The following is a 15006-nucleotide window of genomic DNA, read 5'->3' on the forward strand; positions in this document are numbered from 1 at the left end:
CTAACCCGGTCATGCAACCCTGCGGGCAACCCTTCGGCAATGATTGCGATCCGGGCGATCCAAACACTCCCGGAGGCCGTGCCCGGTCGCCTACCTTGCCCAAAATGCGAAAACTCCGCCGTCTACTGGTGATTCCACTGCTGCTCACCCTGGCCATGAGCGCCGCCTGTGGCCGGGACCACCGCGAGGATGTGGTCCGCATCGGTGTGAATGACCTCGCACTCCCGCACTGGGATGTGTTCAAGAAGAAGGCGTCCGACGCGGGAATCGCCGTCGAATTCGTCAATTTCTCCGACTACAACCAGCCGAATCCTGCGCTGTCCCAGGGGCGGGTGGATCTCAACAAGTTCCAGCACATTCGGTATCTGGCCAATTACAACGCCCGCAACAACGACAATCTGATTCCGCTGGGCGCGACCGAGATCTTCCCGCTGACGCTGTACTCGAAGAAACACAGGAGCGTGGCCGAGGTGCCGCAGGGCGGCGAGATCACCCTTAGCAATAATCCCGCGAATCAGGTGCGCCCGCTGCTGAGCCTGGCCGCCGCCGGGCTGATCGTGCTGAAGAACGGCGCGAGCTGGGATTCCAAGATCGAGGATGTCGACAAGGGCGCATCCAAGGTGCGGCTGACCACCATCGATCCGACGCTGACCGCGCAATCGCTGGAGAGCGTCGACGCCGCTTTCGTGGACGACACCTTCGCCCAGCCCGCCGGGCTGACCCAGCAGCAGGTCATCTACACCGACGATCCGAATCGGCCGGACCTGACCCAGTACATCAATATCTTCGCCGCGCGGGCCGCGGACAGGGACAATCCGAAGCTGCTTCGGCTCACCCAGATCTATCACGATCCCGCGGTGGAGGCGGCCATCAAGGCCGAATCCGGGTATCAGGGCATCTTCAAGAACAATCCGCCCGCCGAATTGCAAACCGCCGCAACCGAACTCGAGGCCAAGTTCCGGAAGTAGGCTTTCGGAACCAGCTCAGCCGCGCCGGCTGCGCGCGGCCTTCACGCGAGCTGCGCCCAGAATGGTGAGGATCATGACCGTCATCATCTGGAGGGTGTTCCAGTCCTTCGGCTCCGCGGAAGGCATTGCGGCCAGGGGGATTTGATACGGGTGCGGCTTCACCACCGGCGGCGGCGAGGGCGGCGGTGTGAGCACCGGCGCGGGGGCCTCGGGCTGCGGAAAGGGTGCGGCGACCGGGGCCACGGCGGGTGCGGACGGGATAAGCAGCGGGATACCGGGGACCTCATCCGGGACCGGTAGCAGCAGTAGGCAGGTGAGCAGGGCGCTGCCGGTGACCGCACTGCCCAGTATGACGCTGCCCGCGCCCGCCGAACCCGGGCCGACGAGACCGCTGGAGCCCGGGACGAAGCCGGGGCCGATGAGCCCCGAGCCGAACCCGCTGCCGGTCATCACACCGAGACCGATTGCGGCACTGCCGATCACGGCGCTGCCCGCACACGCGGTCAGGACGCTGCCGGGTTCCAGGCCGAGGGTTTCGCCGAGCGTGCCCGCGGCGGGACGCACCCCGCCGCCGAAGGCTTCCGCGACGGCCCCGCCGGTGGGCAATGCGATTCCGGCCGCGGTGCTATCGGCGCTCCCGCTGCCCGCACTGCCGGTGGCCGAACTGCCGGTGCTCAGATAAGCGCCCTCGGCAATGGGATTCAGGCCCAGCGCACTGCCGGACGTCGCGCCGCTCGCACCGGTGCTGCTCCCCGAGGAGACGCCACCGTTCGCGGAGCTGCTGCCCGAGGCTCCCGCGCCGACGCCCGAACTGCTGCCGGAGCCGTTACTGCCCGAGCCCAATCCCAGTGAGCTGCCGGTGGGCGCGTCGATGGGGTCCGGACCATCCGAACCCGCACTGCCACTGAGGATCTCGCCGATCGAATCGGGTATCGGATCGGCCGCGGCCACCCCCGAATGCATGGCGATGATCGCCGCCGCCGTCGCCGCCGCGATTCTGCCCGCGCCGCCGTGGTTGTTCTTACTCATCTGGAGAACCTCTTCTCAGCGCGGCAATCCGGTCGGCGTAGCACCGGAGACAATGTGCTGAAACCGCGACAGCGCCAGCTCATAGGCGTCCTTGGAAATCGTATTGCCGCCCGCGAACGGCCGATCCAGCTGGTAGACGGCCAGAATCACCGCGCCGACCACGACGCCGAAGAGGCCGGTCATGATCACGCTGCGCTTGGTGACGACCACCCCGGAGACGACGGTGCCGAGCAGCAGCATGCCGGTGCCGAACCACAGCGCCACGTACAGGAAGGAGGGCAGACGATATTCGGCGTCGATCCCGCGGTCGTAGCGTGCGTCGGCGACGGCGTCGAGCCCGGTATCGAGCTTGTCCTGAACACCCTTCAGACTCGGGTCGGTCGTTGGCAGCCCCGAGACGGCCGCGCGCAGATCGTCGAGGGTGTCCTGGGTGTTCTGGCTGAGCTTGGCATCGCGGCTCATCACCTGCCACTCCTCGCCGACCACCCGCGCGGTGTAATCGTGCACCAGCCCCTGCACCTGCGCGCGCTCGGTATCGGGCAGATCGTTCGCGGCCTCGTACATCGCCACGAGCGCCTTGGCCTCGGTGACGGTATGCGAATGCGAATTGTCGTACTGCTGCCACAGGATCACGACAATGAACGCGACGATCGCCGCGAAGAACATATTCACCAGATCCAGCACCATGGTGCTGGAAGCCTCGTCATCGCTGTGCCGCCAGGACTTCGGCCGCACCCGATCCCCGGCCAGGAACACGGTCACGGCCACCAGCGCGAACAGAACGAGCACACCCAATTGCAACGCCATACTCGAATCCGCCTCCCAGTCCCCTGGCCACTTCGATCACGTGTTATTCGCGGCCACGGAGCGGTCGGATTGCACCGAGCAAACGACTGTTACCGGACAGCGCGATCCCGGGCACAGCGAGCTCAGGAAAGGGTGAGGACTCCGGCGGTGAGGGTGACGGCGAGTTCCAGTGCGGCGCCGAGCACATCGCCATTGAGGCCGCCGAACCTGCGCACACAGTGGCGGACCAGAACCAGCGACAATCCGAGCGCGGCGAGTACGCCGATCGGCCCCAGCCACCGGTGGCCACCCACGAAAACCGATGCCACGAGAGCGATTCCAACCCAGACCGGGCCGATCAGCGGCCCCTGTGTCCCGGCGACCAGCGCCCCGAATCCGGCCCCCGGCGCGGCCTCGACACCGCGGCGACAGGCCAGCACCACCGCGATCCGGCCGACCACGACCGCCAGCGCGATCGCCAGCCACCGCCCGTCCTCGGCGAGCGCGGCGAACGAAACAGCTTGAATCCCAATCACAAAGATCAGCGCCGCGACCCCGAACGGCCCCGCCCCGCCACTCTTCATGATCTCGCGCGCACGCTCCGGCGGCCCATAACTGCCGAGCCCGTCCACGGTGTCCGCAAGCCCGTCGATATGCATCCCGCGCGTAATCAACGCCAGCCCCGCCACCCCCACGAACCCGGCCAGCAGCCATGACGCCCCCGCGACCCCGAGCACCCATACGACCCCGGCCGCCCCGGCCCCGAGCAACACCCCCACCAGCGGAGCCCACCCGATTGCCCGACCGGCCCCCGCCCGATCCACCTCGTCCGGCCCCCGCATCGGCAAGACCGTCAACCACGAAACCGCCAGCCGCAGCCCGTTCACGAGCGCCCGAGCGCCAGCGGCCGGATTCTCACCGCATTCGGCACCACGGGCGGCCGCCCGATCATGCGCGGTCGGCCGCTTCGAGGTCGGCCGGATCGTCGGCGGTGCTGACTCCGGCTTGGGCGAAGGTGGCCATTTCGGCCAGGGTCGCGACGGCGGCGCGCAGGACGGGGAGTGCGGTGACCGCGCCGGAGCCTTCGCCGAGTCGCATATTCATTTCGACGAGAGGCTCGAGCTGAAGCTTCTCCAGGGCGATGGTGTGCGACGGCTCGCTGGAGCGGTGGCCCGCGACCCACCATTCACGGGCGCCCAGAGCGAGCTGGTTCGCGATGAGCGCGGCGGCGGTGACGACCACGCCATCGAGAATCACGGGGGTGCGGCGGGCGGCGGCGCGGGCGAGGAATCCGGCCATGGCGGCCAGGTCGGCGCCACCGGCTATGCGCAGCAGGGCAACCGGGTCCTTGACCTCCGGGCGCGCACGCCACATGGCGTCACGGATCGCGGCGGTCTTGCGGATCCAGCCCGCGTCATCGACGCCGGTGCCACGGCCGACCGCGACCACCGGTTCGGTGTCGGTGATGGTGGCGATCAGCACCGTTGCGGGGGTGGTGTTCCCGATGCCCATATCACCGGCGATGAGGAGGTCCGCGCCGGAATCGATCTCCTCGTCGGCGATTGCGGCTCCGGCCGCCAGCGCGGCCTGCACCTCGGCCTCGCTCAACGCGTCCTCACGGTCGATGGAACCGCTCGACCGCCGCACCTTGTGCCGCGAGATCTCCGGGGAGGTATCCCCCTGCACCGCAATGTCTTCCACCCGCACCGTGGCATCGGCCAACCGCGCCAGCACATTCACCGCGGCCCCACCGGCCAGGAAGTTGGCGACCATCTGCGCGGTCACCTCGCTCGGGTACGCCGAAACCCCATGCGCCGCAACGCCATGGTCACCGGCGAACACCACGATCCGAGCCCGCTCGAACTGCCGGGGAGGGCAGACGCCCTGGCAGGCCGCCACCCAATTACCCAAGGTCTCCAGCCGCCCCAAGGCCCCGGCGGGCTTGGTCAGCTCCAACTGCCGCCCCTCCGCGGCCGCGCGCACCCCGGCGTCCGGTCCGGGCACCGGTCCGAACGAAATCCGCACGGGTTTGGAAAGACTCATGGCCCCGGCCATACTCGCCGCACCCGCGATATCAACCGCTCCCTGCGCGGCATCGATCCCAGCCGTGGACCCGACAACCGAGGTCTCCTCGGCGTCCACCGCACCGGCCGGATCCGCCTGCGCGGCAGACCGATCCACCGTCCCTGCCGTTCCACCGAGGACGGCGGTGGTCCCAGCCGACGCAGCTGCTACGGCGACATTGTCATCCGATGCGGCCGAGCTGGTCCGAGTCTCCACGGCTGCGGTGCGAGCGGCTCCCGAGTCCGCTTGCGGGACACGAGCATCCGCCGCACCTGCGGCGAGCGCGCTCGGCGCCGCCGTGGTCGACTGGGCGTCCGCGGTCGCGGCGGCGTCGGTCAGCGCCGCGGCCGAGACGAAGGCGCGGTCGGGTTTGACGCGCATGGCCTGGCCCGCGACCACGAGGTAGACCTCATCGCAGAGCTGGGCCAGGCGCTGGTTGAGCGCGCCGAGTTCATCGCGGAAGAGGCGTCCGGAGTGGGTGGCGGGAATGACGCCGAGCCCCACCTCCGGGCTCACGACAACGAGGCGCTCGGAATACTCGGCCACGGCCGCGACCAGCGCGTCGGTATCGGGTGCGATGGTTCCGCGCGGCGCTTCCCACGCCTCGCGCGCATCGATCCGCGCGGTCAGCCAGGTGCCGAGATCGTCGATCAGGGTGGCGGGAGCGGGCTCGGCCAATGCCGCGACCGGGTCACCCTCCACCACGGTCCAATTGCCGGGTCGCCGAACCCGGTGTGCCGCAATACGTTCGGCGAAATCCGCATCCTCGGGGTCCGGAATCGCGGTCGCGATATATCGCACCGCCTCCGAGACAACCAACTGTTCCGCGAAAGCCGACTTCCCGGACCGGGCTCCACCGAGCACCAGCGTCCGTAGCGGTCGATCGGTTGACTGAGCACTGTGCGACACGTCAGCACGGTATCAACACACCCCGCTCCCGCACCGACCAGGCACGACCTTCGGTCCCCGAACGCACACGCATGTAATGACGCTGGGAAACGCCGAGTGACCTCCCGCGCCATTACATGCGCATCTGCCGAGGCAGCGGGGCGCAGGTCAGCTGGCGCGGATTCCGCCGAAGCGGCGGCGGTATTCGGCGGGGGCGATGCCGACCAGGCGCTGGAAGTGGTGGCGCAGCAGCGCGCCGGAGCCGAAACCGCAGTGGTGTGCGACGGTCTCCAGATCCATGTCGGTGTCTTCCAGGAGCTGCTTGGCGTGCAGGATGCGCTGGCCGGTCAACCATTTCACCGGCGTGGTGCCGGTTTCGGCGGCGAACTTGCGGGCGAAGGTGCGGGTGGACATATTCGAGCGCGCGGACAGCGATTCGACCGTATGCGGTAGCTCGAGGTTCTTCTCCAGCCAGTGCAGCGTCTCGCCGAGGCTGTCCGAACTGCAATCCACCACCGGCCGCTCGATGAATTGCCGCTGCCCGCCATCGCGTTGCGGCGGCACCACCATGCGCCGGGCGATGGCATTGGCGACCGAACTGCCGAGCTCGCGCCGCACCAGATGCAGACAGGCGTCGATCCCGGCCGCGGTTCCGGCGCTGGTGATCAGATTGCCCTCGTCCACGAACAGCACGTCGGGATCGACGGTCGCGAGCGGAAACCGTTCCGCCAGTTGATCGACATACCGCCAGTGCGTGGTGCATTTGCGTCCGTCGAGCAGTCCGGCCTCACCCGCCAGGAACGCCCCGGAGCAGACCGTCAAGACGGTGGCCCCGCGCTGGGAGGCGTCCCGCACCGCGTCCACGACCCGCGGGTCCATCGCCCCCTCGGTCGAGTATGGAAAGGCCGGAATCGCCACCAGATCCGCGTCCCGCAATTCTTCCAGGCCGTACTGCGCGGTCACCGATATCCCCGGTGAACTGGATCCGAGCGGCTTGCCGGGATCGGCCCCGCAGACCCGGAAGTCGAAGGGCGGCAGCCCATCCGCGGTCCGGTCCAGTCCGAAAACCTCACAGACGACGCCGAATTCGAACATGGCGAGGCGTTCGTTCAGTACGACCGCGACCTTCGACAACATGCATCCACCATACCTGGCTGAATCTTTGCGATCAATGTCAGAACTGCCACTGTTGGCAGGAACTGCATTGGAGAAAACTTACCGCCATGCAAGCGATAACCGCAATCACCGCAGCCGGAACCGCGATGAGCGCACTCGGCTATCTCACCTACGCCGCCATGGCATGGGGCACAACCGATTCCACCAATGAAGGCGAGGCCCGCGCATGACCACCCTGAGCACCGGGTTCGTATCCCCGACCCACAGCACCACCACCGAACACGAGGCATCGACGATGTTCACCCGACTCTTCGCCCTCTTCGCCGCCGCCGGCCGGGCCGTCCCCTTCCACCGCGAATCCGGTGGCGGACTCTTCGGATCCACCGGCATCACCGACCGCGACCGGGTCCGCGCCTCACTCGAACTGCGCGCCATCGCCTCCATGCGCGAGCACGGCTGATGAGCTGGCTGGCAGCGGCCCTGGTCGGTCCCGCACCGCGGCACTGGGGCACGGCGGCGACATCGTTCCGATTCGGAGACGAACGACCGGCCAACCCGCCCGAGCCGCGACCATCGTGTCGCAGCGCGGGTGGTGAGGATCCCGCGAACAACTGAGGGCCGCCGAATGATTCGGCGGCCCTCGTCGTTTCGATGCTGCTACTAGATGCTGTCCCCCGCGCTGACCCGCGGCTTCGGCGCACGCATGCGGCGAATCTGCGAGGCGCGCACGAACGAGTACCAGCCCAGCGAGAAGCTGGAATCGGTGGCATCCGGGAAGCGCTCGCGCACCCGCTTGCTCACGATGCGACCGAGGATGACGCCCTCGATGATCATGAAGACCATCATCACCAGCATGGCGAGCGTGACGATCGCCTGCAGCGCCGGCGAGAGAATCATGCTCAGGATCAATACGAGTGCAAGGGGCATGAACAAACCGAGCAGATTGCGGCGCGCGTCGACGATGTCACGCACGTAACCCTTCACCGGCCCCTTGTCGCGCGGCAGCAGGTACTGCTCCTCACCGGCGAGCATGCGCGCCCGGCGATCCTGCGTCGCGGCCTTGCGCTCGGCCGCGTCGACCTTGCGGTCCGCCCGCGAACCACGCAGCTCCTTACGGCGCGCACGCGCTTCCTTCGAGGTCAGGGGCGCGGGCGCGACCGGTCCGCGACGGCGGGCCTCGGCCTCGCGGCGCTTGGGGGTGGGCCGCCCCTTACCGGCGGTCGACGGCCGCTCCCGGACCGTCGCGGCGCCACCGGCATCGACGGTGGAGGTGTCGGAGGTGGTGTCGGATTCGCCACGGCGCAGGAACTTCACGGCGACCAGGCTATTCGATGAGGTGTCCGCCGGAAAAACCTGGTCCGTCCATCTTTGCTGTCCCCTCGGTGACGCGGCCGCTCTGCCGGCGGAATCACCGCCGCGTAGGATTGGGAATAGTCGTCCGCGAAGAGGCGTTGACACGCACCGAGACGTGCCCCTTCTCACGGGTTGAAAACAGGTCCTTTAGGAGAGTTCATGACTGTGCAGAACGAGACCACCACTCACGGTGCGACTCTGACGGACGCCGCTGCCGCCAAGGCGAAGGCGCTGCTCGACCAGGAGGGCCGCGACGACCTCGCGCTGCGGATCGCCGTGCAGCCCGGTGGCTGTGCCGGTCTGCGTTACCAGCTCTTCTTCGATGATCGCTCGCTCGACGGCGATCTGGTCGTCGAGTTCGGTGGCGTCAAGCTCGCCGTCGACCGCATGAGCGCCCCCTACATCCAGGGCGCCTCGATCGACTTCGTCGACACCATCGAGAAGCAGGGCTTCACCATCGACAACCCGAACGCCACCGGCTCCTGCGCCTGCGGCGACAGCTTCAACTGATCTGAGACATCCAGCGCGGAACGTTCCTTCACCGGAGGTTCCGCGCTGTCGCATGTCCGGGCGAATCCCGCCCCCAGAGTTGGTTTTCCCCGTCTCGGACAGTGTATTTTCAAGGTGCGGACCTGTCGGTTCGCGACCTCCACCCGGCCCCGCGTCTGCCCGTCTCGCATAGGTGTGCGCAGCGCACGTCACCGAAGGATCGACGCCCGTGACCATCGCCGTGTCCGCCTCCATTGCGACCGACCACCTCATGCGCTTCCCGGGGAAGTTCTCCGATGTCCTGCTGGCCGACCAGCTCCAGCACGTATCGCTGAGCTTCCTCGTCGACGACCTGGTAATCCGCCGCGGCGGCGTGGCGGGCAATATCGCCTACGCCATGGGCCTGCTCGGTCAGACCCCGCTGCTGGTCGGCGCGGTCGGCCCCGACTTCGGTGACTACCGGCAGTGGCTGGAGTCCAATGGCGTCGACTGCTCTGCCGTGCGCGTCTCCACCGAGGCGCACACCGCGCGTTTCGTCTGCACCACCGATGAGACCATGGCGCAGATCGCCTCCTTCTACCCCGGTGCGATGAGCGAGGCCCGCGAGATCTCCATCGGTGACCTGGCCACCGGCCGCGATCTCGACCTGGTGCTCGTCGGCGCGAACGATCCTGATGCCATGGTGCTGCACACCGAACAGTGCCGCACCTCGGGCATCGCCTTCGCCGCCGACCCGTCGCAGCAGCTGGCCCGCCTGGACGGCGAGCAGGCGCTATCGCTCATCGACGGCGCCGCCTACCTGTTCACCAATGAGTACGAGTGGGGCCTGCTGGTTCAGAAGACCGGCCTCACCGAAGCCGAAATCGGTGAGCGCGTTGGCATTCGGGTGACGACCCTCGGCTCCAAGGGCGCCAAGATCGTCGACAAGGACGGCACCGAACTGCATGTCGACGTGGTCCCCGACAATGCCAAGGTCGACCCCACCGGCGTCGGCGACGGCTTCCGCGCGGGCTTCCTCACGGGCCACTCGGCGGGCCTGTCCCTCGAGCGCTCCGCCCAACTCGGCTCCCTGATCGCCGTTCTCATCCTCGAGACCATCGGTACCCAGGAATGGACCCTCGACAAGGACGTCGCCCTCAAGCGCCTGCGCGAGGCGTACGGCCCCGACGCCGCATCCGAAATCGAAGCGATTCTTCGCTGACACCTGCCGGACTTGTTTGTACCGCACGCTGATCTCACGATCGGCGTGCGGTTTCTTCTGTGCTGAAGCCGCCGTGATCACCGCGGTCGCTCGACCGCGCTCGTTGTAGAACTTTATTCGAAGGACCTGATGATGGTGGTACGGGTCGGCGTCGTGGATCTGCTTTCACTTCGGCCGGACAGCATGACGAAACGGGTGTTCGTCGAGGCGCTGCGCGGGGCGACCGAGCGGCTCGGATGGGTGGTGCTCGAGTCGCCGTTCGACGGAGCCGCGCCGGGGACGGGAGCCGTTCTCGGACAGCATGATTCGCCCGGCGTACGGGCGGAGGTCGATAATGTCGGTCACAGCGAGCCGATCGAACTGCGGTGTTTCGGGATCGATCCGCTCGGGTCTGCCGATGCGGTCGACTGGTCCGCAGTGGCCTCGATGGATGCGCTGATTATCAGCGGTAGTGAGCCCACTTCGACGGAAATCGCGGATGAACCCTGCCTGGCGATTATCGATCGGTTGTTGCGGGAGTGCTCGGGCGTCACCTCGCTGTTGTTCTCGTGTCAATCCGCGCATGCCGCACTGCATCTGCTGCACGGGGTGCGCCGCTACCGCTTGGCCGACCGCTGCCATGGCGTGTTCGATCATCGGGTGCACCTCGCGCCGGGAGCTCTCGGGCTGGGCGAAACAGATGCGGCCGCAGCAGATTTCGCGACCGGGCCGGAGGGCGAGCTCACGGCGGGGCTCACCACGCCCGTGCGGGTGCCGCATTCGCGGTGGAATGTCATGAACTCCGCGGATCTGCGAGATGCCGGGCTCACCGTGCTCCTCGACTCCGAGGAGGCGGAGTGGCAGCTTGCCATCGGCTCCGAGGGGCTGCGGCATGTCTTCATGCAGGGGCATCCCGAATATCTGCCGGACACCATGGCTCGCGAGTATCGCCGGGACCTGCGACGGTGGATCGCCGATTCGACGCTGCCGTTCCCTCGGATCCCGGTGGGGTACTTCCCGGCGGAGGTGCATGAGCGGCTCATCGCGCATGCCGAATCGGTGCGCGTTCACCGCGACCCGGCCCTGTTCGACGAACTGGTCCTGCCCGCCGACCCCACCGAGGTGGCGCGCGACTGGTCCGCGCAGGCGCGCACGTTCTTCGCCAATTGGCTGGAGGCCGTGCGGAATCGGCGGGCCGCGGCGTCCACGCACGCGACAGGACTGGCCTCGGCCGAGCCGGCCTAGCCCCCGCCATGCACCGCGGCCGGGGCTACGCATATTCAGCCGAGGTGCCGGTGGGGCCGAGGCGCTGGTCCACGCCGGGGCAGAACTCGACGTTCATCTGGGCGGCTCATCGCGCGTTCCGAAGCGGTACGCAACCACCGCGACCTGCTCGACAAGCTGGCCGCACCCGCCGACCACACCGAAGTAGCGCGCAACCGGTCCACACATGCGCGCACCTTGTTCACCAATTGGCCGGGCACCGTGCGGAATCGGCGTATCGAAGCGCGCTGTCATCGTGCGAGCCCGCCCACTGAGGTTCGGCCTGGAGCCGCCCCGTCATCCCGGCAAGCTTGTGGACGGGATCCACACAGCTTCCACGCGCAGGCACACAAGCCTCCGTCAGCGAGGCTGGAGCCCAGTTTCCGGCGCGGTTGGGCGGCGGTCCAACTTCGGTGGGGGTCCGGCACATTCGATCGTGTCCGAGGCAATAGGGTGTTCGCTATGGCCTCGGACCGTTTGTATTTTCGTCAGCTGCTCGCGGGTCGCGACTGGGCGGTCGGTGATCCGATCGCCACGCAGATGCGGAACTTCGCGTACCTGATCGGCGATCGGGAGACCGGCGACTGCTTGGTGGTCGATCCGGCATATGCCGCCGCGGACCTGGTGCAGCTCGCCGAGGCGGACGGGATGCGGCTGTCCGGTGTGCTGGCCACCCATCACCACCCCGATCATGTCGGCGGCACCATGCTCGGCTTCACACTCAGCGGGGTGAAGGAGCTGCTCGAGAAGGTCGATGTGCCGGTGCACGTCAATGCCGAGGAGCTGCCGTGGGTCGCCAATGTCACCGGGATCGCGCCCAGCGAGCTGACCGGGCATGCGCACGGCGACAAGGTGGCGGTCGGCGGATTCGAGATCGAGCTGCTGCACACGCCCGGGCATACGCCGGGCAGTCAGTGCTTCCTGTTCGAGGATCGACTGATCGCGGGCGACACCCTATTCGTCGACGGCTGCGGGCGGACCGACTTCCCCGGCGGCAATTCCGAGGACATGTTCCACAGCCTGCGCTCTTTGGCCGCGCTGCAAGGCAATCCGGTGGTGTACCCGGGGCACTGGTATTCCGAGGAGCCCAGCGCGGAGCTGACCAAGATCGTCGAGAAGAATTACGTGATGCGGCCGAAGACCTTGGACGAGTGGCAGATGTTCATGCCCGGCTGACTCGGGCTACGAATGGCAGCACCGTTTGCCGCTCAGAATCCAGCCGCACCGCTTCCGGCCCGAATACCTTGCGTCCCGGGCCGATGCGCATGATGGTCGGCCCCGGCCACCGCGTGCTGATCCCGCTGTCAGCGTTTGTGGTCGCGGTGGTGCTGGTCGCCGCACGCCACCATCTCGCTCCCTGACGTGCAATGCCCGCTCCGAATCCCATTCGGAGCAGGCGTTTTTCACGCGTGGAGGCGTTTACGCCATGGTGCGCAGCCAGCCGTGGCCATCCGCGAAGGTACCGCGCTGAATACCTGTCAAGGTGTCCCGCAGCGCCATGGTGACCTCACCGGGTTCCCCTCCGCCGATGACGAATTCGCGTTCGGCGGACTTCACCGTGCCCACGGGCGTGATCACCGCGGCGGTGCCGCAGGCGAAAACCTCGGAGATCTCTCCGGATTCGGCGCCCTTGCGCCACTCCTCGACCGAGATCTTGCGCTCCTCAACGGAATACCCGGAGTCGGCGGCGAGGGTGAGCAGCGAATCGCGGGTGATACCCGGCAGCAGCGATCCGGACAGCTCCGGTGTCACCAGCCGCGCCTGCGACCCGGTGCCGAACACGAAGAAGAGGTTGTTGGTGCCCATCTCCTCCACATACGCACGCTCGATGGCATCGAGCCACACCACCTGGTCGCAGCCCTGCTCGGAGGCTTGCTTCTGCGCCAGCAGCGAGGACGCGTAATTACCCGCGACCTTCGCCTCACCGGTTCCGCCGGGGGCGGCGCGCACGTATTCGGTCGACAGCCACACCTTCACCGGCTTCACACCGCGCGGGAAGTACGCGCCCGCGGGCGAACCCAGCAGCAGGTACTTGTACGCGGCGGCGGGTTTCACGCCGAGCCCCGCCTCGGTGGCGAACATGAACGGCCGCAGGTACAGCGACTCCTCACCCCCGGCGGGCGGCACCCAGTCGGAGTCGACTTCGAGCAGCTGGCGCACGGATTCGATGAACAGCTCATCGGGCAGCTCGGCCATGGCCATGCGCGCGGCCGAGCGGCGGAATCGCGCGGCATTGGCATCGACCCGGAAGGTCGCGATGCTGCCATCGGCCTGCCGGTAGGCCTTCAACCCCTCGAAGATGGCCTGTCCGTAGTGGAAGACCATGGTCGCGGGGTCCATCGACAGTGGGCCGTATGGCTCGACGCGCGCATTGACCCATTCGCCGTCGAGGTAGTCGATGGACACCATGTGATCGGTGAAGAATCGGCCGAATCCGGGCGCCGCGAGAATCTCCTGCCGTCGCTCCGCCGGGGTGGGCGCGGGGTGCGAGGTGCGGGTGAACTGCGCGGCGACTGTCATGACGGCGAGTTTAATTTGCCGGTCGAGCGGACACGCCGCCACCCACCCGGCGGCCGGAAGTCATGGCGTTTCGCCCGTGATGCACCTGGCTTTTTCGTGCACTTGTCACCATCTTCAGGCGGAAAACCACCAATCCGAAGCGACAAGTGCACGATTAGTACACCTACGCCGTATGCGGTTCGACGAACGGCGGCTTGACGACCTCACACTTGATGCGCCGCCCACGCACATCGACCTCGACCTCATCCCCGGGCTCGACCTTCGCCGCGGTATCGAGCAGCGCCAGCGCGATCCCCACCTTGAGGCTGGGCGAGAAAGTGCCGGAGGTCGTCTCACCGACCTGCTCGTCACCCCGCATGACGGCTTGCCCCTGACGCAGGACGCCGCGGTCGATTGCCTTGAGCCCCAGCAGGAGTCGCCGCGGCCCGGCCGCCTTCTCCTGCTCCAGCGCGGCCTTGCCCCAGAACTCCGGCTTCTTCCAGCCGACGGCCCAGCCGGTACGCGCCTGCAAGGGCGAAATGTCAACGGAGAGTTCATGTCCGTGCAGCGGATACCCCATCTCGGTGCGCAGGGTATCGCGCGCCCCGAGCCCGGCGGCCTGACCACCGGCAGCCTCGACCCGCGCCACCAGCGCACGGAAGACAGCCTCGGCGTCATCCCACTCGGGCAGCAGTTCGTAGCCGTGCTCACCGGTGTAGCCGGTCCGGCACACCCGCACCGGCCGCCCCTCCCACTCGGCGTCGGCGTACGCCATGTATTCCATATCGGTCGGCAACCCCAGCGCCGCAAGCACTTCCGCCGACTTCGGCCCCTGCACCGCGAACACCGCATACCCGCGATGCTCATCGGTCACCGTGATTCCCTCAGGTGCCTGCTTCCGCAACTCCGCGACAACGGCCGCGGTATTGGCGGCATTCGGCACCAGGAAGATCTCGTCATCGCTGACGTAGTAGGCAATGAGGTCGTCGATCACGCCGCCCTCGGGCGTGCAGCACAGCGTGTACTGCGCCTTCCCCGGCCGAATGCGGTTGAGGTCATTGCTCAATGCCGAGTTCACGAAAGCCGCCGCCCCAGCGCCCTTCACCGTGGCCTTCCCCAGGTGGCTGACATCGAACAGCCCGACAGCGGTCCGAACGGCGGTGTGCTCCCCCACGGTGCCCGCATACGACACCGGCATCTCCCACCCCCCGAACGGAGCGAAGGTCGCCCCGAGTTCGACGTGGACGTTGTGGATGGGTCCCTGCAACAGCTTCTCGTCGGTCACGCGCTGGAGTTTATCCGCCGCCGACCCCGCGGTTGTGATTCGGGCAATTCCCGGCAGACCACTCATAGCGGTCTGCGATAGAGTCT

At 67.5% G+C, this 15006-nt stretch carries 15 protein-coding genes; 7 read left to right on the forward strand and 8 right to left on the reverse strand.

Annotated elements, in window-relative coordinates; genetic code table 11:
- Positions 1 to 104: 104 nt before the first annotated feature.
- A complete protein-coding gene (locus NA10_RS07930) occupies positions 105 to 968 on the forward strand; it encodes a MetQ/NlpA family ABC transporter substrate-binding protein (protein WP_067565220.1) in 864 nt (287 codons plus the stop codon).
- Positions 969 to 983: 15 nt separating this feature from the next.
- Here the strand turns inward: NA10_RS07930 and NA10_RS07935 are convergent, their stop codons facing one another.
- The 5 genes from NA10_RS07935 to NA10_RS07955 form a co-directional block, all read right to left on the reverse strand.
- Entirely contained in the window at positions 984 to 1997 is a 1014-nt protein-coding gene (locus NA10_RS07935; protein WP_067565223.1) for a hypothetical protein, read from the reverse strand.
- A gap of 15 nt (positions 1998 to 2012) precedes the next feature.
- The gene (locus NA10_RS07940; protein WP_067565225.1) at positions 2013 to 2804 is read right to left on the reverse strand and encodes a bestrophin-like domain; all 792 of its coding nucleotides are present in this window, start codon (positions 2802 to 2804) and stop codon (positions 2013 to 2015) included.
- 122 nt (positions 2805 to 2926) lie between these two features.
- Entirely contained in the window at positions 2927 to 3670 is a 744-nt protein-coding gene (locus NA10_RS07945) for an adenosylcobinamide-GDP ribazoletransferase (protein WP_067565228.1), read from the reverse strand.
- A gap of 61 nt (positions 3671 to 3731) precedes the next feature.
- Entirely contained in the window at positions 3732 to 5756 is a 2025-nt protein-coding gene (gene cobT / locus NA10_RS35360) for a nicotinate-nucleotide--dimethylbenzimidazole phosphoribosyltransferase (protein ID WP_084514408.1), read from the reverse strand.
- 147 nt (positions 5757 to 5903) lie between these two features.
- A complete protein-coding gene (locus tag NA10_RS07955) occupies positions 5904 to 6872 on the reverse strand; it encodes a GlxA family transcriptional regulator (protein WP_067565231.1) in 969 nt (322 codons plus the stop codon).
- A gap of 86 nt (positions 6873 to 6958) precedes the next feature.
- Between NA10_RS07955 and NA10_RS39100 the strand changes: the two genes are divergently transcribed.
- Both NA10_RS39100 and NA10_RS07960 read left to right on the forward strand, forming a co-directional pair.
- Complete coding sequence (locus NA10_RS39100) at positions 6959 to 7081, forward strand: hypothetical protein (RefSeq protein ID WP_281180156.1); 123 nt, start codon at positions 6959 to 6961, stop codon at positions 7079 to 7081.
- Positions 7078 to 7311: a hypothetical protein gene (locus NA10_RS07960; RefSeq protein WP_067565234.1), complete on the forward strand. Its 234-nt coding sequence runs from the start codon at positions 7078 to 7080 to the stop codon at positions 7309 to 7311. The genes NA10_RS39100 and NA10_RS07960 overlap by 4 nt, the downstream gene beginning before the upstream one ends.
- Before the next feature lie 200 nt (positions 7312 to 7511).
- Here the strand turns inward: NA10_RS07960 and NA10_RS07965 are convergent, their stop codons facing one another.
- On the reverse strand, positions 7512 to 8165 hold the full coding sequence (locus NA10_RS07965) for a DUF3043 domain-containing protein (RefSeq protein ID WP_067565237.1): 654 nt from the start codon (positions 8163 to 8165) through the stop codon (positions 7512 to 7514).
- A gap of 198 nt (positions 8166 to 8363) precedes the next feature.
- On the opposite strand from NA10_RS07965, the gene NA10_RS07970 reads away from it, so the two are divergent.
- The 4 genes from NA10_RS07970 to NA10_RS07985 all read left to right on the forward strand — a co-directional run bounded on the left by NA10_RS07970 (position 8364) and on the right by NA10_RS07985 (position 12312).
- Entirely contained in the window at positions 8364 to 8714 is a 351-nt protein-coding gene (locus NA10_RS07970; protein ID WP_067565240.1) for a HesB/IscA family protein, read from the forward strand.
- 208 nt (positions 8715 to 8922) lie between these two features.
- Positions 8923 to 9894 (forward strand): carbohydrate kinase family protein, encoded by a 972-nt coding sequence (locus NA10_RS07975; protein ID WP_067565243.1) that lies wholly within the window; start codon positions 8923 to 8925, stop codon positions 9892 to 9894.
- Between the two features lie 132 nt (positions 9895 to 10026).
- Positions 10027 to 11118, forward strand: a complete 1092-nt coding sequence (locus NA10_RS07980) for a homoserine O-acetyltransferase/O-succinyltransferase family protein (protein WP_169812543.1) — start codon at positions 10027 to 10029, stop codon at positions 11116 to 11118.
- Between the two features lie 480 nt (positions 11119 to 11598).
- On the forward strand, positions 11599 to 12312 hold the full coding sequence (locus tag NA10_RS07985; protein WP_067565247.1) for an MBL fold metallo-hydrolase: 714 nt from the start codon (positions 11599 to 11601) through the stop codon (positions 12310 to 12312).
- A gap of 243 nt (positions 12313 to 12555) precedes the next feature.
- On the opposite strand, the gene NA10_RS07990 is transcribed toward NA10_RS07985, so the two are convergent.
- Both NA10_RS07990 and gcvT read right to left on the reverse strand, forming a co-directional pair.
- Positions 12556 to 13656 (reverse strand): branched-chain amino acid aminotransferase, encoded by a 1101-nt coding sequence (locus NA10_RS07990; RefSeq protein ID WP_067565250.1) that lies wholly within the window; start codon positions 13654 to 13656, stop codon positions 12556 to 12558.
- Between the two features lie 163 nt (positions 13657 to 13819).
- A complete protein-coding gene (gene gcvT / locus NA10_RS07995) occupies positions 13820 to 14920 on the reverse strand; it encodes a glycine cleavage system aminomethyltransferase GcvT (RefSeq protein WP_067565466.1) in 1101 nt (366 codons plus the stop codon).
- Between the last annotated feature and the right edge of the window lie 86 nt (positions 14921 to 15006).

Origin of the sequence: Nocardia acidivorans NBRC 108247, assembly GCF_001625085.1 — a bacterium.
Lineage (GTDB): Bacteria > Actinomycetota > Actinomycetes > Mycobacteriales > Mycobacteriaceae > Nocardia > Nocardia acidivorans.

What these genes read in the sequence shown, in the direction of transcription:
- NA10_RS07930 (WP_067565220.1), top strand. Translation starts at nt 105, where the DNA reads ATGCGAAAACTCCGCCGTCTACTGGTGATTCCACTGCTGCTCACCCTG.
- NA10_RS07935 (WP_067565223.1), bottom strand. Translation starts at nt 1,997, where the DNA reads ATGAGTAAGAACAACCACGGCGGCGCGGGCAGAATCGCGGCGGCGACG.
- NA10_RS07940 (WP_067565225.1), bottom strand. Translation starts at nt 2,804, where the DNA reads ATGGCGTTGCAATTGGGTGTGCTCGTTCTGTTCGCGCTGGTGGCCGTG.
- NA10_RS07955 (WP_067565231.1), bottom strand. Translation starts at nt 6,872, where the DNA reads ATGTTGTCGAAGGTCGCGGTCGTACTGAACGAACGCCTCGCCATGTTC.
- NA10_RS39100 (WP_281180156.1), top strand. Translation starts at nt 6,959, where the DNA reads ATGCAAGCGATAACCGCAATCACCGCAGCCGGAACCGCGATGAGCGCA.
- NA10_RS07960 (WP_067565234.1), top strand. Translation starts at nt 7,078, where the DNA reads ATGACCACCCTGAGCACCGGGTTCGTATCCCCGACCCACAGCACCACC.
- NA10_RS07970 (WP_067565240.1), top strand. Translation starts at nt 8,364, where the DNA reads ATGACTGTGCAGAACGAGACCACCACTCACGGTGCGACTCTGACGGAC.
- NA10_RS07980 (WP_169812543.1), top strand. Translation starts at nt 10,027, where the DNA reads ATGGTGGTACGGGTCGGCGTCGTGGATCTGCTTTCACTTCGGCCGGAC.
- NA10_RS07985 (WP_067565247.1), top strand. Translation starts at nt 11,599, where the DNA reads ATGGCCTCGGACCGTTTGTATTTTCGTCAGCTGCTCGCGGGTCGCGAC.
- NA10_RS07990 (WP_067565250.1), bottom strand. Translation starts at nt 13,656, where the DNA reads ATGACAGTCGCCGCGCAGTTCACCCGCACCTCGCACCCCGCGCCCACC.